22 protein-coding genes are annotated in these 26,962 nt (G+C 74.7%); 13 read left to right on the top strand and 9 right to left on the bottom strand.

All coding sequences use genetic code 11. From position 1 onward, the window contains the following. Positions 1 to 13 precede the first annotated feature (13 nt). Together TEK04_RS12175 and TEK04_RS12170 are read right to left on the bottom strand one after the other, a co-directional pair. Complete coding sequence (locus TEK04_RS12175) at positions 14 to 1,072, bottom strand: aspartate-semialdehyde dehydrogenase (RefSeq protein WP_336404607.1); 1,059 nt, start codon at positions 1,070 to 1,072, stop codon at positions 14 to 16. Then, a complete protein-coding gene (locus TEK04_RS12170) occupies positions 1,069 to 2,334 on the bottom strand; it encodes an aspartate kinase (RefSeq protein WP_336404606.1) in 1,266 nt (421 codons plus the stop codon). Before TEK04_RS12170 ends, TEK04_RS12175 begins: the two co-directional genes overlap by 4 nt. Positions 2,335 to 2,394: 60 nt before the next feature. On the opposite strand from TEK04_RS12170, the gene TEK04_RS12165 reads away from it, so the two are divergent. The 8 genes from TEK04_RS12165 to TEK04_RS12130 all read left to right on the top strand — a co-directional run bounded on the left by TEK04_RS12165 (position 2,395) and on the right by TEK04_RS12130 (position 10,563). Then, positions 2,395 to 4,011: a phospholipase D family protein gene (locus TEK04_RS12165; RefSeq protein ID WP_336404605.1), complete on the top strand. Its 1,617-nt coding sequence runs from the start codon at positions 2,395 to 2,397 to the stop codon at positions 4,009 to 4,011. Between the two features lie 332 nt (positions 4,012 to 4,343). Beyond that, positions 4,344 to 5,027 (top strand): helix-turn-helix domain-containing protein, encoded by a 684-nt coding sequence (locus tag TEK04_RS12160; protein WP_336404604.1) that lies wholly within the window; start codon positions 4,344 to 4,346, stop codon positions 5,025 to 5,027. Between the two features lie 111 nt (positions 5,028 to 5,138). Further along, on the top strand, positions 5,139 to 7,826 hold the full coding sequence (mbhE, locus tag TEK04_RS12155; protein WP_336404603.1) for a hydrogen gas-evolving membrane-bound hydrogenase subunit E: 2,688 nt from the start codon (positions 5,139 to 5,141) through the stop codon (positions 7,824 to 7,826). Continuing rightward, positions 7,823 to 8,143 carry a sodium:proton antiporter gene (locus TEK04_RS12150; protein WP_336404602.1) on the top strand — a complete coding sequence of 107 codons (321 nt, stop codon included), beginning with the start codon at positions 7,823 to 7,825 and terminating at the stop codon, positions 8,141 to 8,143. Before mbhE ends, TEK04_RS12150 begins: the two co-directional genes overlap by 4 nt. Beyond that, complete coding sequence (locus tag TEK04_RS12145) at positions 8,140 to 9,603, top strand: proton-conducting transporter transmembrane domain-containing protein (protein ID WP_336404601.1); 1,464 nt, start codon at positions 8,140 to 8,142, stop codon at positions 9,601 to 9,603. Before TEK04_RS12150 ends, TEK04_RS12145 begins: the two co-directional genes overlap by 4 nt. After that, positions 9,600 to 9,935 carry a Na+/H+ antiporter subunit E gene (locus TEK04_RS12140; RefSeq protein ID WP_336404600.1) on the top strand — a complete coding sequence of 112 codons (336 nt, stop codon included), beginning with the start codon at positions 9,600 to 9,602 and terminating at the stop codon, positions 9,933 to 9,935. The genes TEK04_RS12145 and TEK04_RS12140 overlap by 4 nt, the downstream gene beginning before the upstream one ends. Continuing rightward, positions 9,932 to 10,201, top strand: coding sequence for an MrpF/PhaF family protein (locus TEK04_RS12135; protein ID WP_336404599.1), 270 nt, complete (start codon positions 9,932 to 9,934; stop codon positions 10,199 to 10,201). Before TEK04_RS12140 ends, TEK04_RS12135 begins: the two co-directional genes overlap by 4 nt. Next, a complete protein-coding gene (locus TEK04_RS12130; RefSeq protein ID WP_336404598.1) occupies positions 10,198 to 10,563 on the top strand; it encodes a monovalent cation/H(+) antiporter subunit G in 366 nt (121 codons plus the stop codon). The genes TEK04_RS12135 and TEK04_RS12130 overlap by 4 nt, the downstream gene beginning before the upstream one ends. On the opposite strand, the gene TEK04_RS12125 is transcribed toward TEK04_RS12130, so the two are convergent. Beyond that, entirely contained in the window at positions 10,471 to 11,574 is a 1,104-nt protein-coding gene (locus TEK04_RS12125; RefSeq protein WP_336404597.1) for a calcium/sodium antiporter, read from the bottom strand. The genes TEK04_RS12130 and TEK04_RS12125 overlap by 93 nt on opposite strands. A 185-nt stretch (positions 11,575 to 11,759) precedes the next feature. On the opposite strand from TEK04_RS12125, the gene leuA reads away from it, so the two are divergent. From leuA to TEK04_RS12105, 4 genes are all read left to right on the top strand, one after another. Continuing rightward, complete coding sequence (gene leuA / locus TEK04_RS12120) at positions 11,760 to 13,490, top strand: 2-isopropylmalate synthase (RefSeq protein ID WP_336404596.1); 1,731 nt, start codon at positions 11,760 to 11,762, stop codon at positions 13,488 to 13,490. Between the two features lie 616 nt (positions 13,491 to 14,106). Further along, the gene (locus TEK04_RS12115) at positions 14,107 to 14,880 is read left to right on the top strand and encodes a hypothetical protein (protein ID WP_336404595.1); all 774 of its coding nucleotides are present in this window, start codon (positions 14,107 to 14,109) and stop codon (positions 14,878 to 14,880) included. Next, positions 14,877 to 16,448 (top strand): DNA polymerase Y family protein, encoded by a 1,572-nt coding sequence (locus tag TEK04_RS12110; protein ID WP_336404594.1) that lies wholly within the window; start codon positions 14,877 to 14,879, stop codon positions 16,446 to 16,448. Before TEK04_RS12115 ends, TEK04_RS12110 begins: the two co-directional genes overlap by 4 nt. 14 nt (positions 16,449 to 16,462) lie before the next feature. Then, the gene (locus TEK04_RS12105) at positions 16,463 to 19,897 is read left to right on the top strand and encodes an error-prone DNA polymerase (protein ID WP_336404593.1); all 3,435 of its coding nucleotides are present in this window, start codon (positions 16,463 to 16,465) and stop codon (positions 19,895 to 19,897) included. 3 nt (positions 19,898 to 19,900) lie between these two features. Here the strand turns inward: TEK04_RS12105 and mnhG are convergent, their stop codons facing one another. The 6 genes from mnhG to TEK04_RS12075 are packed head-to-tail and all read right to left on the bottom strand — an operon-like array spanning position 19,901 to position 26,315. Continuing rightward, on the bottom strand, positions 19,901 to 20,323 hold the full coding sequence (gene mnhG, locus TEK04_RS12100; protein ID WP_336404592.1) for a monovalent cation/H(+) antiporter subunit G: 423 nt from the start codon (positions 20,321 to 20,323) through the stop codon (positions 19,901 to 19,903). Further along, a complete protein-coding gene (locus TEK04_RS12095; RefSeq protein ID WP_336404591.1) occupies positions 20,320 to 20,661 on the bottom strand; it encodes an MrpF/PhaF family protein in 342 nt (113 codons plus the stop codon). Before TEK04_RS12095 ends, mnhG begins: the two co-directional genes overlap by 4 nt. Beyond that, a complete protein-coding gene (locus TEK04_RS12090) occupies positions 20,658 to 21,254 on the bottom strand; it encodes a Na+/H+ antiporter subunit E (protein ID WP_336404590.1) in 597 nt (198 codons plus the stop codon). The genes TEK04_RS12095 and TEK04_RS12090 overlap by 4 nt, the downstream gene beginning before the upstream one ends. Further along, positions 21,251 to 22,831, bottom strand: a complete 1,581-nt coding sequence (locus tag TEK04_RS12085) for a Na+/H+ antiporter subunit D (protein WP_336404589.1) — start codon at positions 22,829 to 22,831, stop codon at positions 21,251 to 21,253. The genes TEK04_RS12090 and TEK04_RS12085 overlap by 4 nt, the downstream gene beginning before the upstream one ends. Continuing rightward, positions 22,831 to 23,403, bottom strand: a complete 573-nt coding sequence (locus tag TEK04_RS12080) for a Na(+)/H(+) antiporter subunit C (RefSeq protein WP_336404588.1) — start codon at positions 23,401 to 23,403, stop codon at positions 22,831 to 22,833. Before TEK04_RS12080 ends, TEK04_RS12085 begins: the two co-directional genes overlap by 1 nt. Then, the gene (locus tag TEK04_RS12075; protein WP_336404587.1) at positions 23,400 to 26,315 is read right to left on the bottom strand and encodes a Na+/H+ antiporter subunit A; all 2,916 of its coding nucleotides are present in this window, start codon (positions 26,313 to 26,315) and stop codon (positions 23,400 to 23,402) included. The genes TEK04_RS12080 and TEK04_RS12075 overlap by 4 nt, the downstream gene beginning before the upstream one ends. A gap of 69 nt (positions 26,316 to 26,384) precedes the next feature. On the opposite strand from TEK04_RS12075, the gene TEK04_RS12070 reads away from it, so the two are divergent. Continuing rightward, positions 26,385 to 26,753, top strand: coding sequence for an excisionase family DNA-binding protein (locus TEK04_RS12070; RefSeq protein ID WP_336404586.1), 369 nt, complete (start codon positions 26,385 to 26,387; stop codon positions 26,751 to 26,753). Positions 26,754 to 26,962 lie beyond the last annotated feature (209 nt).

Below are 26,962 nucleotides of genomic sequence, written 5' to 3'. Positions count from 1 at the left end.
GCGGCCCGGGCGATCAGCCCCGGGCCGCGATCAGCTCGGCGATCTGCACCGTGTTGAGGGCGGCACCCTTGCGGAGGTTGTCGTTGGACACGAACAGGGCCAACCCGTTCGGGCCGTCCTGCCGGATGCGGCCGACGTAGGAGGGGTCCTGACCGGCGGCCTGCAACGGCGTCGGGACGTCGACCAGTGCGACCCCCGGCGCCCCCGACAGCAGCTCGCGGGCCCGCTCGACGGTCAGCTCGCGTGCGAACTCCACGTTCAGCGACAGCGAGTGCCCGGTGAAGACCGGGACCCGCACGCAGGTGCCCGAGACGCGCAGGTCGGGGATGCCGAGGATCTTGCGGGACTCGTTGCGGAGCTTCTGCTCCTCGTCGGTCTCGAACGAGCCGTCGTCGACGACCGACCCGGCCATCGGCAGCACGTTGAAGGCGATGGGGGCGACGTAGACGGCCGGGTCGGGGTAGGCCAGCGCCTGCCCGTCGTAGGCCAGCTGGTCGGCGTGGGCGACCACCGCCTGCGCCTGGCCGTGCAGCTCGCGCACGCCGGCGACCCCGGACCCGGAGACGGCCTGGTAGGTGCTGGCCACGATGCGGGTGAGCCCGGCCTCGTCGTGCAGCGGCTTGAGCACCGGCATCGCGGCCATCGTGGTGCAGTTCGGGTTGGCGATGATCCGGCCGGGCGAGTCACCGGAGACGGCCTTCGCGATGTCGCCCGGGTTGACCTCGCTGCAGACCAGCGGGATGGCCGGGTCCTTGCGGAAGGCCGAGCTGTTGTCGATGACGGTGACGCCGGCCGCGGCGAAGCGGGGAGCCTGGGCGCGGGAGGTGGTGGCGCCGGCGGAGAACAGCGCGACGTCGAGGCCCGTGGGGTCGGCGGTGGCGGCGTCCTCGACGACGACCTCGCCGTCGCCCCACGGCAGCCGGGTGCCGGCGGAGCGGGCCGAGGCGAAGAACCGGACGCTGGCCAGCGGGAAGTCGCGCTCGGCCAGGATCTGCCGCATCGCGACGCCGACCTGCCCGGTGGCGCCGACGACGCCCAGGTGCAGGGGCCTCCTCTGCGGGGCGGGGCTCACCGGCCCGTCCCCCCGTAGACCACGGCCTCGACGTCGGAGCCGAGCTCGAACGCGTCGTGCACGGCACGCACGGCCAGGTCGAGGTCGGTGTCGCGGCAGACCACCGAGATGCGGATCTCCGAGGTGCTGATCAGCTCGAGGTTGACCCCGGCGTCGGCCAGCGCACCGAAGAACCTCGCCGAGACGCCGGGGTGCGAGCGCATGCCGGCACCGACCAGGGAGACCTTGCCGATGTGCTGGTCGAACTCGACGTGGTCGAACCCGACGGTGTTCTTCACCTTCTCCAGCGCGGCCAGCGCGGTGGGGCCGTCGGCCTTGGGCAGGGTGAAGGAGATGTCGGCGAGCTTGGAGGCCGCGCCCGACACGTTCTGCACGATCATGTCGATGTTGATCTCGGCATCGGCCAGCACGCGGAACAGCTGGGCGGCCTCACCCGGCCGGTCGGGCACGCCGTAGACCGTGATCTTGCCTTCGCTGCGGTCGTGCGCGACGCCGGAGATGATGGCCTGTTCCACCGTGAGGTCCTCCATCGAGCCGGTCACCGTGGTGCCGGGGAGCTGGGAGTAGGAGCTGCGGACGTGCACCGGGATGCCGTAGCGGCGGGCGTACTCGACGCACCGCAGCATGAGGACCTTCGCCCCGCAGGCGGCGAGCTCCAGCATCTCCTCGTAGGTGACGGTGTCCAGCCGCCGGGCGTTGGGGACGATGCGCGGGTCGGCGGTGAACACGCCGTCGACGTCGGTGTAGATCTCGCAGACGTCGGCCTGCAGGGCCGCGGCCACGGCCACCGCCGTGGTGTCCGAGCCGCCGCGGCCCAGCGTGGTGATGTCCTTGGTGTCCTGGCTGACGCCCTGGAACCCGGCGACGATCACGATCGAGCCCTCGTCGAGCGCGGACCGCAGCCGGCCGGGGGTGACGTCGATGATCCGGGCCTTGCCGTGGCTGGAGGTGGTGATCACCCCGGCCTGGGAACCGGTGAACGAACGCGCCTGGTAGCCGTGCACCGAGATGGCGATGGCCAGCAGCGCCATCGAGATGCGTTCCCCCGCGGTGAGCAGCATGTCCAGCTCGCGGCCGGGCGGGTCGGCGGTGATCTGCTCGGCCTGGTCGAGCAGGTCGTCGGTGGTGTCACCCATCGCGGAGACCACCACGACCACGTCGTGGCCGTTCTTCTTGGCCTGCACGACGCGCTCGGCGACGCGCTTCACGCGTTCGGCGTTGGCGACGGACGAACCGCCGTACTTCTGCACGACCAGGGCCACGGGGCCTGAGACTACCGGCGCGACCAGCGGGGACGGCCGACCGGTGGTGGGATCGCAGGCGTGCCCGAGACTGCGGACGACGTGACCGAGTGGCTGCTCACCGATGCCGAGCGGGCCAACCCCACCTCGGCCATCCCGGCCTGGACGGCGGGCAACCTGGCCGAACCGCTCGTCCACGGCGCGGCCTACTTCGACCGGCTGGTCGACGCGGTGCGCGACCTCGGCCCCGGTGACCACCTGTTCTTCACCGACTGGCGGGGCGACCCCGACCAGCTGCTGCGCCCCGACGGGCCGACCGTCGACGAGCTGTTCTCCGACGCCGCCCGCCGCGGGGTCTGCGTGCGGGGCCTGGTGTGGCGCTCGCACTGGGATGCGCTGAGCTTCTCCAAGGAGCAGAACCGCAGCCTGGACCGCGAGCTCGAGGAGGACGGCGCGGTCGTCGTCCGGGACCAGCGGGTACGTCGGCTGGGCAGCCACCACCAGAAGTTCGTCGTGTGCCGGCACGTCGACGACCCCGCCCGGGACGTCGCGTTCGCCGGCGGCATCGACCTCGGGCACACCCGCCGGGACGACGCCGAGCACCGGGGCGACCCGCAGCCGCAGGACATGTCCGCCGCGTACGGCGACACCCCGCCCTGGCACGACGTGCAGCTGCAGCTGCGCGGCCCGGTGGTCGGGGTGCTCGACGACTCCTTCCGGGAGCGCTGGGACGACCCGACCAGCCCGGCGTCGGAGAACCCGGTGGCCTGGGTGCGCGACCGGTGGGAGGCCCGCAAGCCGCACCGGCGCATGGACCCGACCCCGCTGCCCGACCAGCCCCCGCCGCCCCCGCCGTGCGGCCCGCACGTGGTGCAGACGCTGCGCACCTACCCCAAGGTGTGGCCGGCGTTCGACTTCGCCCCCGACGGCGAGCGGTCGATCGCCCGCGGCTACACCAAGGCCCTCGAGCGGGCACGCCGCCTGGTCTACCTGGAGGACCAGTACCTGTGGTCCTCCGACGTCGCCGACCACCTCGCCGCGTCGCTGCGCGAGCACCCGGGCCTGCATCTGGTCGTGGTGGTGCCGAGGGTGCCCGACCAGGGGGGCGCGTTCTCCGAACGGCCCCAGCAGTACGGCCAGGGCCAGGCCATGTCGCTGCTGCTGGCCGCGGCCCCGGGGCGGGTGCACGTCTTCGACCTGGAGAACCACGAGGGGACGCCGGTCTACGTGCACGCGAAGGTGTGCGTGGTCGACGACGTGTGGGCGGAGGTCGGCAGCGACAACATGAACCGCCGGTCGTGGAGCCACGACAGCGAGCTGTCCAACGCCGTGCTGGACAGCACCCGTGACGAGCGCGAGCCGCGTGACCCCGCCGGCCTGGGCGACGGCGCCCGCACCTTCGCCCGCGACCTGCGGCTCGAGCTGGCCCGGGAGCACCTGGACCGCGCCGCCGACGGCACCGACGACGCGGGGCTGCTGGACCCCGACGACTTCGTGGCCGCCTGCGTCACCGCGGCGGACGCGCTGGACGCCTGGCACGCCGGTGGGCAGGTGGGCCCGCGTCCGCCGGGTCGGCTGCGGCACCACCGCCCGCGTTCCCTGAGCCGGCTGGAGAGGGTGTGGGCCACGCCGCTGTACCGCTTGGTGCACGACCCCGACGGCCGCCCGGTCCGGCTCCGCCTGCGCCGCACGTACTGACCGGGGGCCGCCCGGTCCGCGCGCCCCCCGGGGGGGCGGCAAGGTCCCCCCGGCCGACGTCGTGCCCTGCTCCCCCTCAGCACGCAGACCGTTCTGCACCTCCACAGCACGCAGACCGTTCTGCACCTCCACAGCACGCAGAACGGTCTGCTCACTCGGGAGGCGCAGGGCACGAGGTGGCTCGGGAGGATGTGCTGGGCCGGGGGGGGGCGATCGCGACGGCCCAGCACATCCCGCCGACGGATGACCGCGGCTCGTCCACAACCGGGACGACGATCCACAGGTGTCCTGGACCCCTGGAGACCTCGCCGGGCGGACGGGACCGTGGGCGCATGACCACTCCGGACCCCGTCACCCACGACGCCCGGCCCGGGTTCGAGCTGTCGGGGACCGTGCGACGCATCCGCCGGACAGCCCGCCTGTCGCAACGACAGCTCGCCGCCGCCGCAGGCCTCTCGGCGACCACGGTGGCCCAGGTCGAGACCGGCCGCCGGTCCCTGTCGGCCACGGACCTGGCCGCCCTGGCCACCGTCGCCGGGTTGCGCCTGGTCCTGCTCGACGCGGCCGGCGAGGTCGTGCCTCCCATGCGGCCCGACGCGGTGCGCGACGACGGCGGCCGTCGTTACCCCGCGCACTGCGACGTCCGGCACGGCGACGAGGGGTGGTGGTACCTGCCGCACAGGGCGCACCGGGCCATCCCCTGGTTCACGTTCGACCTGCGCCCGCACGAACCCCTGCAGGACGACGACCACCCCTCGCCCGCACCCGAGCACGACCCACGGTCGCGGAGAGCGCGACGGGAGCACGTCGAACGCGTCGCCCAGGCAGCCCGCGCGCGCACGGCCCGGGTGGAGGCCATGCTGCGCCGCCTCTCCGGGGAACCCGACCCGCTGGCCGAGCTGCTCGACCCGTGTGGGTGCCTGCCGGGGTGCGAGGAGCTCCTGGTCGGCGACGACCCGGAGGGCCAGCTGGACCCGCACGTCGCCGACTGCCCCTGCCGGTGCGACACGCACTGACGGCACACGGTTGCGCGAGGGAACCGCAGGTGAGGGCGCGGTTCGGGATGCGCGGACCGGCGACGCACTGCACCCTGTCCGCATGATCACGTCGGGCCCCCGCAGCCGCCGGTGAGCCTGCTCGTCGTCCTGGCGGTGCTCGGCGGGCTCGCCGCCGCTGCCCCCCTGCTCACCCGCGTGCTCGGCCGCGACGCCGGTTACGTGCTCGCCGCCGGGTTCCTCGGCGTCGCCGCGCTGCTGGCCGTCCAGGCGCCCACCGTGCTCGACGACCGCACGGTCGACTGGCGCGCCGAGTGGATCGCCTCCCTCGGCGTGTCGCTGGCTCTGCGGCTGGACGGCGTCTCGCTGGTGTTCAGCCTGGTCGCGCTGGTGGTCGGCGCGCTGGTGCTGGCCTACTGCTGCCGGTACCTCTCCGACGCGGCCGCCCGTGGCCCGGTCTACCCGCTGCTGACCCTGTTCGCCGCCGCGATGGTGGGGCTGGTGCTGGCCGACGATCTGGTGCTGCTCTACGTCTTCTGGGAGATCACCACCCTCTGCTCCTTCGCCCTCGTCTCCACCGCGGGAGCCAAGGCGGCCGGGCCCGGGCGGCACGCACTCGTGGTCACCGTCGTCGGCGGGCTCGCGCTGCTGGTCGCCGTCGTCCTGCTGACCCTGGCCACCGGCACCACCCGGCTCTCGTCCGTGCTGGCCGACCCCGACGCGGTCCTGGCCAGCCCCTACGCGGTCCCGATCGCCGCGTGCGTGGCCGTCGCCGCCTTCACCAAGAGCGCCCAGTTCCCGTTCCAGTCCTGGCTGCCCGGCGCCATGGTGGCCATGACCCCGGTCAGTGCCTACCTGCACGCCGCGACCATGGTGAAGGCCGGCATCTACCTGCTGGTCCGGATGAGCCCGCTCTTCGCCGGGCAACCCGCGTGGTCGGCGGTGCTGGTCACGGTCGGGTTGACCACAGCCCTGCTCGGGGCGGTGCAGGCCCTGCGCGAGCACGACCTCAAGGCGGTGCTGGCCCGTTCCACCGTCAGCCAGCTCGGGCTGCTGGTCGCCGTCATCGGCGTGGGGACCTCGACGGCGCTGGCGGCGGCACTGCTGCACACCATGGCGCACGCGCTGTTCAAGGCCACGCTGTTCATGCTGGTCGGGATCGTCGACAAGGAGACCGGCAGCCGGGACATCAGGGAGCTGTCCGGCCTGCGGAAGGTCATGCCCTGGACGGCGACGGCCACGGCGGTCGCCGCGCTGTCGATGGCCGGGGTGCCCCCCATGCTCGGGTTCGTCAGCAAGGAGTACCTGTTCATGGGGCTCCTCTCGGCCGACGTCACCCCCTGGGCCGGCCCGGTCGCGGCAGCGGTGGCGGTCACGGCGTCCGCGCTGACGTTCGCCTACGGCGCCCGCATCGTGCACGGCGCCTTCGGCGGCCCCGTCGAGCAGCCCGAGCTCTACGAACCCGCCCCGGCCTTCCTCGCCCCCGCCGCCGTCGCCGCCGTGGTGGGGGTCCTCGCCGGCCCGACGGTGTCCCTGCTGGACCCGGTGCTCGACAGCGCCACCACCGACGCGTTGCCCGGCTCGACGCCGCCGTCGATCTACGCCTGGCACGGCCTGAGCCCGGAGCTGGCCATGTCCGTGCTCACCGTCGCCGTCGGGCTGGTGCTCTTCTGGCAGCGCGACCGCGTCGACGCCGGTCTGCAGCGGCTCCGGTTCCCCGACGGCCCGGCACTGTTCACCCGCGGCCACGACGCGCTGCTCGCCCTCGGCGGCCGGGTCGGGGCCCTCGACCGCTCCCCCGCGCTGGCCGCGCACCTGAGCCGACCGCTGCTGGCCGTGGTGGCCCTGGGCGGCGTCGGGTTGGCCACCACGGGTGCGCTGCCCGCCCGGGTGGGGGACGGCGACCCCGGCCGCTGGCTGGTCGTGGTGCTGCTGGCCGCCGCCGTGCTCGGCACCGCGCTGGCCACCCGCACCGTCGCCCTGGTGGCCCTGGTCGGCGTGACCGGGCTGTTCGTGTCGCTGTGGCTGCTGCTGTCGGGCGCCCTCGACGTGGCGCTGACGCTGCTGCTGGTCGAGGTGCTCACCGCCGTGGTCCTCGTGCTCGTGCTGCGCGACCGGCCGCTGCGGTTGCCCGCGCCCGGCCCGCGCCGGTGGCCCACCGCCGTCCTCGCCCTCGCCGTCGGGCTGGTCGCCGCCGGTGCCACCGCGGCCTTCACCGGCCGCCGCGACCTCTCCGCGGCCGGCACCTTCTTCCTCGACCGCGCCGAGGAGCTCACCGGCGGCACCAACGTCGTGAACACGGTGCTGGTGGACTTCCGCGGCCTGGACACCCTGCTGGAGTCGGTCGTGGTCGGCATCGCCGCCCTGGGCCTGCTGCTCCTCGGGACGGCGACCGTGCCGCACCCGACCGACACCGACGACGTCCTGCTGCGGGTGGGCACCCGGTTGCTCGCCCCCGGCATGCTGCTGCTGTCGGCCTGGCTGCTCTGGCGTGGGCACGACGAGCCCGGTGGCGGCTTCATCTCGGCGCTGGTCGCCGGCATCGCGGTGGCCCTGCGCCAGCTCGCCTCCGGCACGGTGCCCACCCGGGCCTGGCTCGAGCCGCGCGTCCTGCTCGGGGTCGGTGCGGTGCTGTCGGTCGGCGTCGGGGTGGCCCCGCTGGTGGTCGGCGAGGCACTGCTCACCCCCTTCTCCCTGCTGCCCTTCCTCAGCTCGGCGCTGGTGTTCGACCTCGGGGTGTGGTTGATGGTGCTGGCCCTCGTCGTGGCCGTCGTGCAGGCGCTGGGCGCCCGCCCCGAGCGCGAGCGGGTCGACGCGTGAGCGCCGCGGTCGCGGTCGGCGTGCTGGTCGCCGGCGGTGCGTACCTGGTGCTGCAGCGCGGACTGCTGCGCGTGGTGCTCGGGTTCGTGCTGCTCGGGCACGCCATCGTGGTGCTGGTGCTGGCCGCCGGGGGCGACGGGCGCGGGTTCCCGCTGCCCGGCAACGGCGCGGGCGCCCCGGCCGACCCCCTCCCGCAGGCGTTCGTGCTCACCGCGGTGGTCATCGCCTTCGCGGTCACCGTGTACCTGCTCGGCCTGCTGCGGGCCGGGTCGACCGAGCCCGGGCCGGACGACGACGACGCGCGGGGTCCCGGATGAACGCCCTGGTCGTCGCCCCGGTCGCGCTGCCGCTGGTCGCCGCCGCCGTCCTCCTGCTGGCCCCGCGCTCGGTCCTGCTCGCCCGCGCGCTGGGCATCGGCACCACCGGGCTCGTCGTGGTCGCCGCCGCGGTGCTGCTGGCCCGCACCCTGACCGGCGAGGTCCCGGTCGTGCAGGTCGGCGGCTGGCCCGCGGGCATCGCCGTCGTCCTCGCCCTCGACGCCTTCGGTGCGCTGCTGCTGCTGCTCACCTCGGCGGTCACCGTGCTCGGGCTGGTCTACGCGATCGGCACCGGGGAGGACCGCGAGCGCACCTTCACCTCGCTGGTGCTGGTCATGTCCGCCGGTGTCTCCGGGGCGCTGTCGACGGCCGACCTGTTCAACCTGTTCGTGTTCGTCGAGGTCGTGCTCATCCCCAGCTACGTGCTGCTCACCCTGGCCGGACGACGGCAGCGCATCGCCGGCGCCCGGCTCTACGTGAGCGTGAACCTGCTGGCCTCCACGCTGTTCTTGGCCGGCGTCGGGCTGCTCTACGGGATCACCGGCACCGTGCAGCTGGGCGAGCTGGCCGGCGCGGCGACCGCCAGCACGCCCGCCGCCCTGGCCGCCGCGCTGGTGCTGCTGGCCATGGGGGTGAAGTCCGCCGTCGTCCCGCTGCACTCGTGGCTGCCGGGCTCGTACTCCGTCGCCGGACCCGCGGTCACCGTGCTGTTCTCCGGCCTGCTGACCAAGGTCGGCCTCTACGCCCTGTTCCGGCTGTACTCGGTGCTGTTCGACGGCGACCGGCGCTTCCTGTGGGTGCTGCTCGCCCTCGCCGTGCTGACGATGGTCGTCGGCGTGCTCTCCGCAGTCGGCGCGAAGGCCGTGCGGCCGGTGCTCACCGCCCACATGGTCAGCCAGATCGGCTACGTGCTGGTCGGCCTGGGCCTGTCCACGGTCGCCGGGCTGGGTGCGGCGACCTTCTTCCTCGTGCAGTACGTGCTGGTCAAGGCGGCGCTGTTCATGGTCGGCGGCGCGGTCGAGGTGCGGTACGGCACCGACGTGCTCGCCCGCCTCGGCGGCGGGCTCGTGCACCGCGAGCGGTGGCTGGCCGTCGCCTTCGCCGGGTCGGCGCTGGCGCTGGTCGGCATCCCGCCGACGTCGGGGTTCGTCGCCAAGCTCCAGCTGGCCACCGCCGCGGCCGCCGACGGGCCGTGGTGGGTGCTGGTCGCCGTCGTCGCGGTGAGCGCGGTGACCCTGGTGTCGATGCTCAAGCTGTGGAACGGCGTGTTCTGGGGCGAGCCGTCCGCCCTGCCCGCCCCACCCCGGGGTCCCGCGGCCACCCTGGTGGGCCCGCCGCTGCTGCTGGCGGCGGTGGCCCTCGTGCTGGGCATCTGGGCCGAGCCGCTGCTGGCCGCCAGCACGATCGCCGGGCAGCAGCTCGCCGACCCGTCGGCCTGGGTCGCGGCGGTGACCCGGTGAGCCGCCTGCGCGCCGTCGTGGCGTTCGCCGCCTGGTACGCCGGGCAGTTCCTGGTCGCCAACGTGCGGGTCGCCGGGCACGTGCTGCGGCCCCGCCTGGCCCACCGGCCGGTCGTCGTCCGCCACGAGCTGCGGGGGCGCACCGACGTCGAGGTGGCCAGCTTCATCGCGCTGGTCAGCCTCACCCCGGGCACGCTGGTCGTCGACCGCGCCGACCAGGTGGTCACCGTGCACGCCGTGCACGCCGAGGACTGCGACCACGAACTGGCCGACCTGCGCGAGCTGGAGGACCGGCTGCTGGCGGCGTTCGGCCGCCCGGGGAGGACCACGTGATCACCCAGGACGTCGTGCTCGAGGCCGCCCTCGTCCTGCTGGCCCTCAGCCTGGTCGTCGCCGCCGTCCGGGCGGTGGTGGGCCCCACCGACGCCGACCGGGTGCTGGCCGTCGACTTCGGTTTCCTGGTCACCCTGTGCGCGGTGGCGCTGCTCGCCGTCCGCCTGCGGACCCCGGCGCTGCTGGACCTCGTGCTCGTGGGCACCCTGGTGGGCTTCCTGGCCACGGTGGCCCTGGCGCGGCTCGTGGCGAGGAGGTCGCGGTGACCCTGCAGACGGTGGTCGGCGACGTCCTGCTGCTGCTGGGCGTGCTGCTCATGGCGGTGGCCGCGGTCGGGCTGGTGCGCATGCCCGACGTCTACAACCGCACCAACGCCGTTGCGAAGGCCGGCGGGCTGGGGTTGGTGCTGGTGCTGCTCGGCGTCGTCGTGCTCGACCCCGGGCCGACGGCGGTCGTCGTCCTGCTGCTGGCCGTGGTGCTGCAGCTGTTCACCGTGCCCATCGCCGGCTTCGAGATCGGCCAGGCCGCCCGGATCTCAAGGGCTCCGCTGGCCCCGGGCACCCGCACGTCGCCCGGCGCGGACCTCCCGCACGGCGAAGCCGACCGCGGCGACGAGGCTGACCGGTAGGCAGAACCACAGCAGGACGGCGCTGAAGGGCCCCAGCGCGTCGTGGTCGGTGCCGTCGAGCACCAGGTAGGCCGTGTAGGCCACGAACCAGGCCAGCAGCACCGCACCTTCGGGGCGGCTGACCCGCGCCCCGGTGTAGAGCACGATCCCGAGCGCGACGGTCGCGGCGATCATCACCGGGGCGTCGAAGCGGACCACCGCGGGGTCGACCCCGACACCCCCCGGCACCACCAGCGCCGGGACCCCCAGCACCAGCCCGATGTTGGCCACGTTGCTGCCGATGACGTTGCCCACCGCCAGCTCGGTGTCGCCCTTGCGGGCCGCGAGGACGGCCGTGACGATCTCCGGCAGCGCCGTGCCGACCGAGACCACCGTCAGCCCGATGACCAGCTCGGACAGCCCCAGCGCGGCCGCGATCGTGCTGGCCGACTCGACCAGCCAGGTGGCCCCCAGCACCAGCAGGCCCACCCCGGCCAGCAGCACGACGACGTCCCGCCCGGGCCTCGGGTCGGTCGACCCGGCCTCCTCGTCGGCGCCGTCCCCGGCGGCGCCGGCGCCGCCGGCACCGGCCCGGCGGCCGCGCACCACCGCGGCGGCCAGGTAGCCGACCAGCCCCACGGCCAGCAGGGCGCCGTCCCCGCGGCCCAGGTCGCCGTCCAGACCGAGGACGACGACCGCGGCGGCGAAGCCGAGCGCGACCGGCAGGTCGAAGCGCAGCAGCGACCGGTCCCCGCGCTGCGGGCGCACGAGCGCGGCGACGGCGAGCACCAGGAGGATGTTCACGGTGTTGCTGCCCACCGCGTTGCCCACCGCCAGGCCCGGTGACCCCGACAGCGTCGCGTCGACCGAGACGGCGAGCTCCGGGGCGCTGGTCGCGGTGGCCACCACCGTCGCCCCGACCACCAGCGGCGACAGACCCACCGCCCGCCCCAGCCCGCTCGCGCCGCGGACCAGCAGCTCGCCGCCGACGACCAGCAGCACCAGGCCCGCCACCAGCAGCAGCACCGTCACCAACGGATGGTCGCACCGACCGGGGGGTCCGCTGCTACGGTGTCGACGTGCGCGGCAGCCTCCTCCTTCTCCGCCGCGGCGAGGCCCTCTCCTAGGTCGGCCCCCTCGCCGCGGTGTCCGCGCGTGCTCCCCGGAGCCCCCGCCGCTGACCGCCACACCACGGCACCCCAGGAGAGCCACCAGCCATGAGCACCCACCCGCACGCCCGCAACGCCCAGCAGCCCTCGGCGATGCCGATCGGCAAGTACGCGCCGTTCGCCGCGGTCGACCTGCCCGACCGCACCTGGCCCGCCCGCACCACCACCGTGGCCCCGCGCTGGTGCGCGGTCGACCTGCGCGACGGCAACCAGGCGCTGATCGACCCGATGACCCCCGACCGCAAGCGGCGCATGTTCGAGCTGCTGGTGCGGATGGGCTACAAGGAGATCGAGGTCGGCTTCCCGGCGGCCAGCCAGACCGACTACGACTTCGTGCGCCAGCTGATCGACGAGGACCTGATCCCCGGCGACGTCACCATCCAGGTGCTGACCCAGGCCCGCGACGAGCTGATCGAGCGCACCTTCGAGTCCCTGGTGGGCGCGAAGCAGGCGATCGTGCACCTGTACAACTCGACCTCCACCCTGCAGCGCCGCGTCGTGTTCGGCAGCGACAAGGCCGGCATCGTCGACATCGCCGTCCACGGGGCGCGGCTGGTGCGCAAGCTGGCCGAGGCGATGGAGGGGACCGAGATCCGCTACGAGTACTCCCCCGAGTCGTTCACCGGCACCGAGCTCGAGTTCGCGGTCGAGATCTGCAACGCGGTCACCGACGTCTGGGAGCCCACGCCCGAGAACCCGACCATCCTGAACCTGCCGGCGACGGTGGAGATGGCCGAGCCGACCGTCTACGCCGACCAGATCGAGTGGATGCACCGCAACGTGGGTCGCCGCGACTCCGTCGTCCTGTCGCTGCACCCGCACAACGACCGCGGGACGGCGGTGGCGGCCGCCGAGCTGGGCTACCGGGCCGGCGCCGACCGCATCGAGGGCTGCCTGTTCGGCAACGGCGAGCGCACCGGCAACGTCGACCTGGTCACCCTGGGGCTGAACCTGTTCAGCCAGGGCGTCGACCCGCAGATCGACTTCTCCGACATCGACGAGGTCCGGCGCACCGTCGAGTACTGCAACCAGATCGGCGTGCACGAGCGGCACCCCTACGGCGGCGACCTGGTTTACACGGCCTTCTCCGGCTCCCACCAGGACGCGATCAACAAGGGCTTCGCGGTGATGGGGGCCGACGCCGCGGCCGCCGGGGTCGGCGTCGACGACATCCCGTGGGCGGTGCCCTACCTGCCGATCGACCCCAAGGACGTCGGCCGCAGCTACGAGGCCGTGATCCGGGTGAACAGCCAGTCCGGCAAGGGCGGCGTCGCCTACATCATGAAGACCGAGAACCACCTGGACCTGCCGCGGCGGCTGCAGATCGAGTTCTCCGCCGTCGTCCAGCGGCACACCGAGGACGAGGGCGGCGAGGTGACCGCCGAGCAGATGTGGGCCGCGTTCTCCTCCGAGTACCTGCCCGACCCGCACGCGCCCTGGGGCCGGCTGTCGCTGACCGGGCACCAGCACGCAGCCGACGGCTCGGGCACCGACACGATGACCGTCGAGCTGGTCGACGACGGCGTCCCGGTGACCCTGACTGGTCGCGGCAACGGCCCGATCGCGGCGTTCGTGGACGCGCTGCGCGCCCTGGACGTCGACGTGCGGGTGCTGGACTACGCCGAGCACGCGCTGTCCTCCGGCGGCGATGCCCGGGCCGCGGCCTACGTGGAGTGCGCCGTGGGCGAGCGGGTGCTGTGGGGCGTGGGCGTCGACCCCAACATCGTGAGCGCGTCCCTGCGCGCGGTGGTCAGCGCCGTGAACCGCGCCCTGCGCTGACGTCGCCCGCCCCGGGCCGTCGCGGGCCGTCCCGGGCCCGGGGCGGCCCTGGGCGCACCCCCGCGCGGACTGCGCCCGTGTGCGGCCCACGGAGCCGGGGGACCCACTTGGGAGCGCACCGTCCCACCAGTGCGCGCCGGCGCGCTCTCCGGGGGCAGGAGGCCCGCCTGGGAGCGCACCCCGGTACGCGGTGCGCCCGGGCCGCCCCCGGGCCGCCCCCGGGCCGCCCCCGGGCCGCCGCGGGCCCGGGGCGGCCCTGGGCGCACCCCCGCGCGGAATGCGCCCGTGTGCGGCCCACGGAGCCGGGGGACCCACCTGGGAGCGCACCACCTCGCCGGTGCGCGCCAGGGCGCCCTCCGGGGTCGGGATACCTGCTCGGGAGCGCACCGGCGTCGACGGTGCGCCCTGAGCGGCACCCCGGCCCTGAGCGAGACCCGGCCCTGAGCGGCACCCCGGCCCTGAGCGAGGACGCGCAGCCCGGTACGCGGTGCGCCAGGGGGCGGGTCCGGGTGCGGTGGGGACCCGTCCGCGGGGCCATCGCCCGACCGGGTGAACCGGCTCGCCGGCGCGGCCTGCCGGTTTGACAGCGATCGAACACGTGTTCGATGCTTGGTCGGTGACCGTGCTCCCGCCCGACCTCGCCGAGCGGCTGGCCGCCGCCCGGTCGGCGGTCGCCGCGGCCGACAGCCGGTTCGGCACCTCCACCCCCCGCCGGCCCCTGGAGACGCTGCCCGGCCTGGGTGGGCTGCTGCCCGCCGGGGCGCTGCACACCGGGGCGGTCTACTCGGTGCTCGGTTCGGTCACCCTGGCCACGGCGCTGCTGGCCGGCCCCTCGGCCGCCGGTGAGTGGTGCGGCGTGGTCGGGGTGCCCGGGTTCGGCGCCGAGGCCGCCGCCGGCATGGGCGTCGACCTGTCCCGCACCGTGCTGGTCCCCGACCCCGGCCCCGACCCGGTGGGCGTGGTCGACGCGCTGGTGGGTGCGCTCACCGTCGTGCTGGTCGGGCTCCCCGGCCGGGTCGCCCCCGGCGAGGCGAACCGGCTCACCGCCCGGCTCCGCCAGCGCGGGGCGGCGCTGGTGGTGCACGCCCCGCACAGCGCGTCGGCGGCCTGGCCGCAGACCGAGGCGCAGCTGACCGTCACCGGTGGCGAGTGGCGGGGCCTGGGCGAGGGGCACGGTCACCTCGCCGGACGCATCGCCGAGGTGGCCGTGCAGGGCCGGCGCTCGGGTCGGGCGCAGCGCACCCGGCTGTGGCTGCCCGACGCCGAGGGCCGGGTCCGCCCGGTGCTCGAAACGGCCCAGGCAGCCCAGGGGCCCCGGGCCACCCAGGCCCCGCAGGCGGCACCGCAGGCAGGATCGCTGGCGGCACCTCTGGTCAGGGCCGCCGGATGAGCCGGGCACCGAACCGGACGATCGTGCTGTGGTGCCCCGACTGGCCGGTCACCGCCGCCGTCCGGGCCGCCGACTGCCCCGCCGGGCCACCCGCCGCCGTCGTCGACCGCGGCCGGGTGGTGGCGCTGTCCCCCGCCGCCCGCGACGCCGGGGTGCAGCTCGAGCTGCGGGTCCGCGAGGCGCAGGCGCGCTGTCCCGGGCTCGTCGTCGTCCCGGCCGACCCGCGGCGCGACGCCCGCGCGTTCGAGCCGGTGCTGCGCGCGGTCGAGGCGGTGGCCCCCGGCGTGCAGGTGCTGCGGCCGGGCACCTGCGCGGTCCCGGCCCGCGGGTCCAGCAGCTACCTCGGCGGGGAGGCCGCGGCCGCCGCGGTGCTGCTCGACGTCGTCGAGGGGCTGGGCGTCGAGGGCGCCCGGGTGGGCATCGCCGACGGCCCGTTCAGCGCCGAGCAGGCCGCCCGCACCGCCCCCGCGGTACCCGGCACCCGGGTGGTGGCCGAGGGCGGCGACCGGGCGTTCCTGGCCGGTCTGCCCGTCGAGGTGCTGGCCCCCGTGCTTGACCCCGGCACCCCCGACCTGCTCCGCCGGCTCGGGTTGCGCACCGTGGGTTCCTTCGCCGCCCTCGAGCTCACCGACGTGCTGGCCCGGTTCGGCTCCTCCGGCGGCCGCGCGCACCGGTTGGCCAGCGGTGCCGACGAGCGCTCGGCCACCGGTCGCGCACCGCTGCCCGAGCTGAGCCGCACCGTCGACCTCGACCCCCCGCTCGACCGGGCCGAGCAGGTCGTGGCCACGCTGCGGTCCACCGCCGAGGAGTTCGTCGCGGGCCTGGCCGGGCAGGTGCTGGTCTGCACCGGGCTGCGGGTGGAGATCGAGGACGACCGCGACGGCCTCGTCGTCCGCCGCTGGCTGCACCCCCGCTTCTTCGCCGCCGACGACGTGCTCGACCGCATCCGCTGGCAGCTGGCCGCCGGCGGGCTGGCCGGTCCGGTGGCCCGGGTCGACCTGGTGCCCGAGGACGTCGAGCCGCAGGGCGCGCACGCCGAGGGCCTGTGGGGCGGGGCGCCGCACGAGCAGGTGCACCAGGCGCTCACCCGGGTGCAGAGCCGGCTGGGCCACCGCGCCGTCGGCACCACGGTGATCGGGGGCGGCCGCGGGCCCGCCGACCGCATGACCTTCGTGCCCTGGGGCGACCGCCCGGTGCCCGCCCGTCCCGGCGAGCCGCCGTGGCCCGGGCAGCTGCCCCCGCCGCTGCCGGCCACCGTGCTCCCCCGCCCCGGCCCCGCCGGCGTGCTGGGGCCGGGTGGGTCACCCGCCGTCCTGTCCGACCGCGGGGTGCTGTCGGGTCCCCCGGTGCGGTTCCGGGTGGACGACGACACCCGGCCGGTCCCCGGCTGGCCGGTGGGCTGGCAGCCGGTGCAGGCGTGGGCCGGGCCCTGGCCGGTCGACGAGCGCTGGTGGACCGACGACGCCCCCGGCCAGCTGGCCCGCTTCCAGGTGGTCGGCGTCGACGGCAGCGCCTGGCTGCTGCTGGTCGGCGGTGGCCGCTGGTGGGTCGAGGCCAGCTATGACTGAGCAGGAGCGCTGACGTGGGCTGGCAGAACCCCCCGATCCCGTGGTCGGAGCTCGAACGCCGGCTCTCCGACCGGCACCGTCCCGGCGCGCCCACCCAGGGCGACGGCGGCGACAGCCCGGCCTGGTCGCGCAAGCGGCAGCCCTACACGCCGCCGCCGGTCGAGGCCGGACCCCCGCAGCCGGTGCTGCCCGGGGTGCCCTACGCCGAGCTGCACTGCCACACCAACTTCAGCTTCCTCGACGGCGCCAGTCACCCCGAGGAGCTGGTCACCGAGGCGGTGCGGCTGGGTCTGCACGCCCTGGCGGTCACCGACCACGACGGGTTCTACGGGGTGGTCCGCGCCGCCGAGGCCGCCAAGGCCCACGACCTGCCCACCGTGGTCGGTGCCGAGCTGTCGCTGGGGCTCCCCGGTCCGCAGAACGGCGTCCCCGACCCCGTGGGCACCCACCTGCTCGTGCTGGCCCGCGGCACCGCGGGCTACCACCGGTTGGCCGCCGAGATCACCCGGGCGCAGCTGCGCGGGGCGGAGAAGGGCCGGCCGGTCTACGACGTCGAGGAGCTCGCGGCGGCGTCCGGCGGCGACTGGTTGGTGCTCACCGGCTGCCGCAAGGGCACCGTGCGGGCGGCGCTGGCCACCGGCGGGCCCGACGCGGCGGCCGCCGAGCTCGACCGGCTCACCGCGCTGTTCGGCCGCGACCACGTGGTGGCCGAGCTGTTCGACCACGGGCACCCCACCGACAGCCGGGCCAACGACGCCGTCGCCGGGCTGGCCGCGGCGGCGGGGTTGCCGGTGGTGGCCACCGGCAACGTGCACGTGGCCACGCCGGCCGGGCGCCGGCTGGCCACCGCGCTCGCCGCCGTCCGGGCCCGCCGCGACCTCACGGGCATCGACGGCTGGCTGCCGGCGACGGGGGCGGCGCACCTGCGGTCGGGGGCCGAGATGGCAGCCCGGTTCGCCCGCTACCCCGGGGCCGTCGCCCGGTCGGTGCAGCTGGCCGACGAGCTGGCGTTCCCGCTCGAGCTGGCCCGTCCCCGGTTGCCGCGCACCGTCATCCCCGCCGGGCACACCCCGATCAGCTGGCTGCGCGAGCTGGTGATGCAGGGCGCCGAGCGGCGGTTCGGGCCCTCGGGCGGCTGGCGGGTCGACGAGCGCGAGTACACCGACCGGGTCCACCGCGAGCTGGCGGTCATCGGCGAGAAGGACTTCCCCGGCTACTTCCTCATCGTGCACGACCTGGTCGCCTTCGCCCGGGGCCGCGGCATCCTCTGCCAGGGCCGGGGCTCGGCGGCGAACTCGCTGGTCTGCTACCTGCTCGACATCACCGCGGTCGACCCGGTCCGCTTCGGGCTGCCCTTCGAGCGGTTCCTGGCCAGCACCCGCGAGGAGGAACCCGACATCGACGTCGACTTCGACGCCGACCGCCGCGAGGAGGTCATCCAGTACGTCTACGACCGCTACGGGCGCACCAACGCCGCGCAGGTCGCCAACGTCATCACCTACCGGCCGAAGCTGGCGGTGCGCGACGTCGCCAAGGCGCTGGGGCACAGCACCGGGCAGCAGGACGCCTGGTCCAAGCAGGTCGAGGCGTGGGGGTCGGTGGCCACCGCGGCCGACCACGACATCCCCGAGGCCGTCGTCGACCTGGCCGGGGAGCTGCTGGGGTTCCCGCGGCACCTGGGCATCCACTCCGGCGGCATGGTGCTCACCGACCGGCCGGTGGGCGAGGTCTGCCCGATCGAGCACGCCCGCAAGGAGCAGCGCACCGTGCTGCAGTGGGACAAGGACGACTGCGCCGCGATGGGCCTGGTCAAGTTCGACCTGCTGGGGCTGGGCATGCTGGCCGCCCTGCAGCACTGCTTCGACATCGTGGCCGAGCACACCGGCGAGCGCTGGACGCTGGACTCGATGCCCAAGGAGGAGCCCGGCGTCTACGACATGCTCTGCCGGGCCGACTCGATCGGGGTCTTCCAGGTCGAGAGCCGCGCGCAGATGGGCACCCTGCCCCGGCTGCGGCCGCGGCAGTTCTACCACCTGGTCATCGAGATCGCGCTCATCCGGCCCGGTCCCATCCAGGGCGGGGCGGTGCACCCCTACATCCGCCGCAAGCTGGGCCAGGAACCGGTCACCTACCCGCACCCGCTGCTGGAGCCGGTGCTCGAGCGCACCCTCGGCGTCCCGCTGTTCCAGGAGCAGCTCATGCAGATCGCCCAGGCCGTCGGCGGGTGCAGCGGCGACGACGCCGACCTGCTGCGCCGGGCGATGGGCTCCAAGCGCGGCCTGGAGAAGATCGGACGGCTCAAGGAGACCCTGTTCACCGGCATGGCCGCCCACGGCATCACCGGCGGGCTGGCCCAGGACATCTACGCCAAGATCGAGGCGTTCGCGAACTTCGGGTTCGCCGAGAGCCACTCGATCAGCTTCGGGTTGCTGGTCTACAGCTCCAGCTGGCTGAAGCTGCACTACCCGGCCGCGTTCCTGGCCGCCCTGCTGCGCGCGCAGCCGATGGGCTTCTGGTCCCCGCAGACGCTGGTCGCCGACGCCCGCCGGCACGGGGTCGAGGTGCGCACCCCCGACATCCTGCGGTCCGGGGTGCACGCCGACCTGGAACCCGTCGACGCCGAGCGCTCCGGTACCGGTCCCCGGCCGACCGGCGACCCGGCCTGCCGCAGCCTCGAGCAACCACCCAGCGGCGAGTTCGACCCCAAGGCGCCCTTCGACACCGCCGACCACCGGCTCGACGAGGGGTTCGCCGTCCGGCTGGGGCTGGCGGGGGTGCGCACGATCGGTCCGGACGTCGCCGAGCGCGTCGTCGCCGCCCGCGACGACGGCGGGCCGTTCACCTCCATGGCCGACCTCGTGCTGCGCACCGGGCTCAGCACCGCGCAGCTCGAGGCGCTGGCCACCGCCGGTGCGTTCGACCCGCTGGGCATCTCCCGCCGGCAGGCGTTGTGGGAGGCCGGCCGGGCCGCTCGGGAGAGCGCCGACCTCCTCGCGGGCACCGCCGGGGAGGAGCCGCCGCCGATGCTGCCGGGCATGACCGACCCCGAGCTGACCATGGCCGACCTGTGGGCCACCGCCATCTCCACCGACAGCCACCCGGTGCAGCACGTGCGGGCCGAGCTCGACGCCGCCGGGGCGCTGTCGGCCACCGCGCTGGGCCGCGCCGAGCCGGGCAGCCGGGTGCAGGTGGGCGGGGTGGTCACCCACCGGCAGCGCCCGGCGACGGCGGGGGGCACCACCTTCCTCAACCTGGAGGACGAGACCGGCCTGGTGAACGTCATCGTGTCGGCCGGGGTGTGGGCGCGGTACCGCCGGGTGGCCCGCGAGGCGTCGGCGCTGGTGGTGCGTGGCCGGGTCGAGCGCGAGGCCGGCGTGGTCAACCTGGTCGCCGAGAACCTCGAGCAGCTGGCCATCACCGCCCGGACGACGTCCCGCGACTTCCGGTGAGCGTCAGCGGTCGGCGGGGCGCTCCGGGCCGTCGGCGGGCTCGTCGACGTCCGGGTCGCCCTCGGGGTGCACCGGGTGCGGCCGGCTCGGCAGGGGGTCGTCGGCCCCACCCAGCTCGTCGACCAGCAGCAGGTCACGGCGCACGTGCCGGCGGCGGTAGGCGATCCGGCTGACCATGTGCGCGCTGACCGGGGCGGTGATGAGCTGGAAGACCGCGACCAGCACGAGCATCCAGACGATGGGCTCGCCGACCAGCCGGATGACCGCGCCGGTCATCACCAGCAGCACCCCGAGCACCTGGGGTTTGGTCGCGGCGTGCATGCGGTTGAGCACGTCGGGGAAGCGGACGAGCCCCAGCCCCGCCGCCAGGCACAGGAAGGAACCGGCCACCAAGCAGACCGAGGCGACGACGTCGGCGGCGGTCACGAGGGGTCCCCGCGGCGTCCGGCGAGGTCGGCGTCGGCCGCGGCGTCGTCCGCGGGTGCCTCGGCAGATGTCTCGGCGGCCACCAGCATGCCGCCGATGTAGCGGGCCACCGACACCGACCCGACGAACGCGAGCAGGGCCACGACCAGCAGCACCGGCTCCAGCGAGACGTCCCGGTAGACCGCGCAGTAGACGGCGATGCCGCAGGCGATCGTGACGAGCAGGGCATCGGTGGACACCACGCGGTCCAGCAGGGAGGGCCCCAGCGCCAGCCGCGCCAGGATGAGCACGGCTCCGGCGCCGAGCAGGGCGAAGCACACGATCGCGACGACGGTCACCGCTGGCTCATCCTCTCGGTCCCCTCGGTCCCCGGGGTGTCGGTGTCCCGGGTGTCGGTCCCCGGGCTGTCGAGCCGGGCGACGTCCTCCGCCGAGCCGAAGGCCCGCACCACGCGCTCCTCCATGCCCAGCACGCTGGCCCGCTGCCGCTCGATGTGCGCCTCGTCGCGCACCCGCACCAGGTGGATGGCCAGCACCTGGTGCTCCCGGTCGACGTCGAGCACCAGGGTGCCCGGCACCAGCGACAGCGCCTCGGCGATGACGGTCAGCAGCAGGTCCGAGTCGGTGCGCAGCTGCGCCGTGATGATCGCCGAGCGGTGCCGCCCCGGCCGGAAGGCCAACCAGGTGACCTCGACGCTGGAGACCACCAGGTCGACCAGGAACCCGCCGAGGAACCGCAGGGCGGCCCACGGCCGGAACCGGCCGGACGTCGCCACGCTCGGCAGCGGCAGCACCGAGGTCACCAGCAGGGCCAGCAGCAACCCCGACAGCAGGTTCGCCCAGGAGAACGTGCCCCACAGCAGGACCCAGACCACGACCAGCCAGACCAGCAGGGGCACCTGCTGGCGCAGCCGGGTCACCCGCGCGCTCACGGGACCTCCCCGGAACCGAAGACGGCCTCCACGTAGGGCGTGCGGTCCCGCAGGTCGGTGGCCGACCGGTCGGCCACGCCGTAGAGCGCCCCGGCGAAGACCGTGATCGCGACGGTGACGGTCACGAACCCGGCGGTGGCGGCCACCATGGTCCGCGGCAGCCGCGTCCGCTGCAGCTGCTCCGTGGTGGTCGCCGTCCCGGCCGCCGGGCGCACGGCGGGCACGTCGTCCTCGGCGGTGTCGACCGCGCGCGGCCGCCAGAACGCCCGTCCCCACACCCGGGCCACGGCCACCAGGGTCAGCAGGCTCGTGACGACGGCGCCGCCGACCAGGACGTAGGGCCCGACCCCGCCCTCGGCGACCCCGGCCTCGATCAGGCCCAGCTTGCCGATGAAGCCCGACAGGGGTGGGATGCCGGCCAGGTTCATGGCCGGCACGAAGAACAGGACCGCCAGCAGCGGGCTGGCCTTGGCCAGGCCGCCCAGCTTCTCGGTGTTCGTCGTCCCGCCGTGCCGCTCGACCAGGCCGGTGGCCAGGAACAGCGTGGTCTGGATGGCGATGTGGTGGACCACGTAGAAGATCGCCCCGGCGGTGCCGGCCGTGGTGCCCAGCGCGACGCCGAACACCATGTAGCCGATGTGGCTGACCAGGGTGAACGACAGCATCCGCTTGACGTCGGTCTGCGCGATCGCCCCCAGGATGCCGACCACCATCGTCGCCAGCGCTGCCCAGAGCAGGACGTCGTCGAGGGCGCCCGTGGGGAACAGCAGGGTGTTCGTGCGGATGATCGCGTAGACGCCGACCTTGGTGAGCAACCCGGCGAACACCGCGGTCACCGGCGCCGGCGCGGTCGGGTAGCTGTCGGGCAGCCAGGCCGAGAGCGGGAAGACCGCGGCCTTGATGCCGAAGGCGACCAGCAGCATCGACTGCAGCAGCAGCTGCGTGCCGGCCGGGAGCTCGCCCAGCCGCACGGCGAGCTGGGCCATGTTCACCGTTCCCGTGGCGGCGTACACCAGCCCCACCGCGGCCAGGAACAGCAGCGAGCTGAGCAGGCTGACCACCACGTAGGTGACGCCGGCCCGGATCCGCCCGGCCGTGCCGCCCAGGGTCAGCAGCACGTAGCTGGCCGCCAGCAGCACCTCGAACCCGACGTAGAGGTTGAACAGGTCCCCGGCGAGGAAGGCGTTGCTGACGCCGGCGACCAGCACCAGGTAGGTCGGGTGGAAGATCGACAGCGGCGTGTCGGTCTCGTCGCCGTCGGCGACGCCCTGCCCGACGGCGAACACCAGCACACCGAGGGTGACGGTGTTGGCGACGACCAGCATGAGCGCCGACAGCCGGTCGACCACCAGCACGATGCCCAGCGGGACCGGCCAGCCGCCGATCGAGACGGAGGTGGCGCCCTGCGCGTCGGCCAGGAACAGCAGCGCCACCGAGACGCCCAGCACCCCGGACAGCACCGTGATGCTCACCGCGCGCTGCAGGTGGGGATGCCGGCCGACCAGCAGCGCGCCGGCAGCGCCCAGCAGCGGCAGCAGCACCGGCAGCGGGGTCAGCACCCGGATGAGGTCCTGCATCAGCGCGCCCCCTCCTCGTCGGGTCCGCCGCCGGCGCGGGTGCGGCCGACCTCGCCCACCGCCCGGGCCTCCGCGGACTCGTTCTCGGCCTCGATCGCACCGGCCAGGCCGAGCCCCACGTCGTCGGAGGGGGTGGCCGCCTCGACGCTGAGCCCGTCACCGGGCCCGCGGTCGGCGGGGTCGAGCTCCTCGGGGTCGCGTTCGTCGGCGTCGATCTCCTCGCGGGTGGCCACCCGCAGATCCTCGGCGTCGTCCTGCACGACCTCCTCGCGCACCAGCCGCCACGAGCGGTAGATCATCGCCAGCACGAACGCCGAGATGCCGAACGTGATCACGATGGCGGTCAGCGCGAGCGCCTGCGGCAGCGGGTCGCTGATCGCCGACTCGTCGTCGACCGGCAGGATCGGGGCGATGCCGGCCGCCCCGCCGGCCGACAGCAGCAGCACGTTGGTGGCGTTGCCCAGCATGAGGAAACCCAGCAGCACCCGGGTCAGGCTGCGGTCCAGCAGCAGGTAGACCCCGGCCGCGTAGAGCCCGGCGATGACCACCGGCAGCACGATCGTGGGGATCACCGGGCACCGTCCCGGGCCACCGCGCCGCTGCTGACGTCGCTGTCCTGGTCGCTGTCCTGGTCGCCGTCCTCGTCGTCGGCGTCGATCTGCGCGCCGAGGCTGCGCAGCACGTCGAGCACCAGCCCCACGACGATGAGGTAGACCCCGGTGTCGAAGAACAGGGAGGTGACCAGCTTGACGTCGCCGAGCACCGGCACGGTCCACTCGAGGATGGTGGTCTGCAGGGCGTCGACGCCGAGCACGAGGCCGGCGATGCCGGTGCCCCCGGCCAGCAGCAGGCCACCGCCGAGCAGCTTGCCGGGGTCGACGGGCGCTGCCTCGCCGAGCTCGTACCGCCCACCGGCAAGGTAGCGCAGCACGAGGGCCAGACCGGCGACGAGCCCGCCGGCGAACCCGCCACCGGGCGCGTTGTGCCCGCTGAACAGCAGGTAGAGGCTCAGCAGGACGATGGTGTGGAACAGCACCCGGGTGACCACCTCGAGGATCACCGACCGCCGCTGCGGCGACAGCGTGGCGCTGGCGACCAACCACCGGTCGCGCGGCGCGCGACGGGCGGCCACCGACGGGGTCGGCGCCCCGCTGGCCCGGGCCACGGAGCCGGTGCGCTCGCGGAGGAAGACCAGGCTGGCGACGCCGGTGGCCACCACGACCAGCAGCGAGACCTCCAGCAGGGTGTCCCAGGCACGGATGTCCACGAGGGTGACGTTGACGATGTTCTCGCCACCGCCGAACTCGTAGGCCTGCTCGGGGAAGTCGACCGAGACCGGGGTCGCCGTGCGGGCGCCGAGGGCGACGACGCCGACCCCGCCCATCACCAGCCCGACGGCGACGGCCAGCAGCCCGCGGGCGGACCGCTCGGCCCGGCGGTGGCGGTCGGAGATGTCCTTGGGCAGCTTGCGCAGCACCAGGACGAAGGTCACCAGGGTCAGGGTCTCGACCAGGAACTGGGTCAGCGCGAGGTCGGGGGCGCCGTGCAGCGCGAACAGCAACCCGACGCCGTACCCGGTGACCCCGACCACGAGGACGGCCGACAGACGTTGCCGGATGCGGACGGCGAGCGCGGCTGCACCGAGGACGACGACGCCGACCAGCGCCTGCACCGGGGTGTCCCAGAGCCGCAGCTCATCGGGCCACGGGGCGCGGAACAGCAGCACCGAGCCGGGCAGTGCGACGACGACGAGCAGGATGATGCCCAGGTAGGTGGGCAGCGACCCCCGCTGCGTGGCGCGGGTGGCGGTCTGGGCGACCCGGTCCAGCCCGCGCATGGCATGCCAGTAGCCCTCGTCGGCCGAGGGGTCCAGGGCCACCCGCCGCTGCAGCCGCGCGACCAGGTCGCGGGCGGCGAACAGGGCCAGGCCGCCGCCGAGGGTGACCACCGACAGCAGCAGGGCCGGCTGCCACCCGTGCCAGAGCTTGAGCTCCTCGGCCTCCTCCGCGACCAGCGGCAGCGTGTCGGCGTACCGCGCGGCCAGCGGCTCGAGGAGCGCGGAGAACGGCCCGGCGAGCAGGCCGAGCAGGGCCAGGACGACGGGGGCGGCCAGGAAGGCCGGCCCCGGCCGGTGCAGGTGCTCGGGCGCGGGGCGGACGGGGTCCACCCGCCGCACTGCGCCCCCGCTGCCGAACGCCCCCCACAGGAACCGCGCGGTGTAGGCGACGGTCAGCACCGAGCCCAGCACCAGGCCGAGCAGGGTGACCCAGGCCCAGGTGGGGTCGGCCAGACCGCCGTCGAGGTAGGCGGTGAAGGCGGCCTCCTTGCCCACGAAGCCCAGCAGCGGCGGCAGCCCGGCCATGGAGGCGCCGGCCAGGACGGCGGCGACGGCGAGCACCGGCACCCGCCGGCCCAGCCCGTTGATGTCGCGCAGGTCACGGGTGCCGCAGGTGTGGTCGACGACGCCGGCCACGAGGAACAGGGTGGACTTGAACAGCCCATGGGCCAGCAGCATCGCGATGCCGGCCGCGGCGGCCTCCCGGCTGCCGGTGCCGACCAGCACCATGAGGAAGCCCAGCTGGCTGACGGTGCCGAAGGCCAGCAGCAGCTTCAGGTCGTACTGGCGCAGCGACCGGTAGCCACCCAGCAGCATGGTGGCCAGCCCGAGCCCGATGACCACCGGCCGCCAGCCCGGGGTGTCGGCGAAGCCGGGGGCCAGGCGGGCGACCAGGTAGATGCCGGCCTTGACCATGGCCGCGGCGTGCAGGTACGCGCTGGTGGGGGTGGGGGCCTCCATCGCGGCGGGCAACCAGAAGTGGAAGGGCACCATGGCGGACTTGGTGACCGCGCCGGCCAGCACGAGCAGGATGCCCACGGTCACCTGCGGTCCGCTACCAGGGTTCGCGACCACCTCGCTGAGCAGGTAGCTGCCGCTGGCCTGGCCGACCATGACCAGCCCGACCAGCATCGCCAGCCCGCCGGCGGTGGTGACGACCAGGGCCTGCTGGGCGGCGCGACGGCCGGCGACCTTCGCGCCGCTGCCGCCGATCAGCAGGAAGGAGAAGACGGTGGTCAGCTCCCAGAACACGTAGAGCAGGAGCATGTCGTCGGCGACGACGAGGCCGAGCATCGAGCCGGCGAAGGCCATGAGCACGCCGGCGAAGCGGCCCAGACCCTCGTCGTCGGGCTCGAAGTAGCGGGCGCAGTAGACGAAGACCAGTGCCCCGACCCCGGTGACCAGCGCGGCGATGGTCAGTGCCAGGGCATCCAGCCGCAGCGTGACGGCGAGGTCGAGGGCGGGGATCCAGGTGGTGCGCTCGTCGACCGTGCCGCCGTCCAGCACCGTGGCCAGCTGCGCACCGAGCCAGGCGAACCCGGCCGCGGGCACCAGCGCCAGCGGGTAGAAGGCCGACCGGCCCCACCAGCGCACCAGGACCGGCGCCAGGACGGCGGCCGCCAGGTGTGCGAGGAGGAGCAGGCCCACGGGTCTCCATCACGGTCGGGGGACGCCGGACGGCGCGCGTGTTCGTTTCGTTCGATTTACAGTCTGCCGGTGGATTCCCGGATGCGCGAGTCGACGGTGCACCCGCCGGCCGACCTGCCGGCACTGCCCCCGGCTCCGTGGGTGCTGTGCGGGGCCGACGGGACGGCGGTCCACCTGCCCGCCGAGGCGTGGGAGGTGCTGGGCCGGGCGCTGGAGGCCTTCGACCACGGCGCCGCGGTGACCCTGGTGCCGCACGAGCGCACGCTGACCACGCAGGAGGCGGCCGACCTGCTGGGGGTGAGCAGGCCGACCGTGGTGCGGCTGCTCGACCAGGGGGCGATCCCCTACGACCAGCCCGGCAGCCACCGCCGGCTCAAGCTCTCCGACGTGCTGGCGCACCAACGCCGCTGCCACCACGAGGACCCGGCACCCGACTGACAGTGAGGATGGTGGAGAGCACCGCAGCGGGTCGTTCCTGACCCACCGACTGACTGACTTCGGGTCTTCAACGGGATCTGTCGGTTCGACCTGCTGCGGTGCTCGTGCACCCACCGCCGAGGGTTCGTGACCTCATAGGAGCTTGTGCCAGCAAGCACCCGTCACTGTCTTGTCCGCTCGCCTTGGTGGTGCGTGCCGTCCCCACCACC

Source organism: Klenkia sesuvii (assembly GCF_037083825.1).
Taxonomy (GTDB): Bacteria; Actinomycetota; Actinomycetes; order Mycobacteriales; family Geodermatophilaceae; genus Klenkia; species Klenkia sesuvii.
Note: the sequence above shows the minus strand (reverse complement) of the source record. Positions and strands in the feature narration are given on the sequence as shown.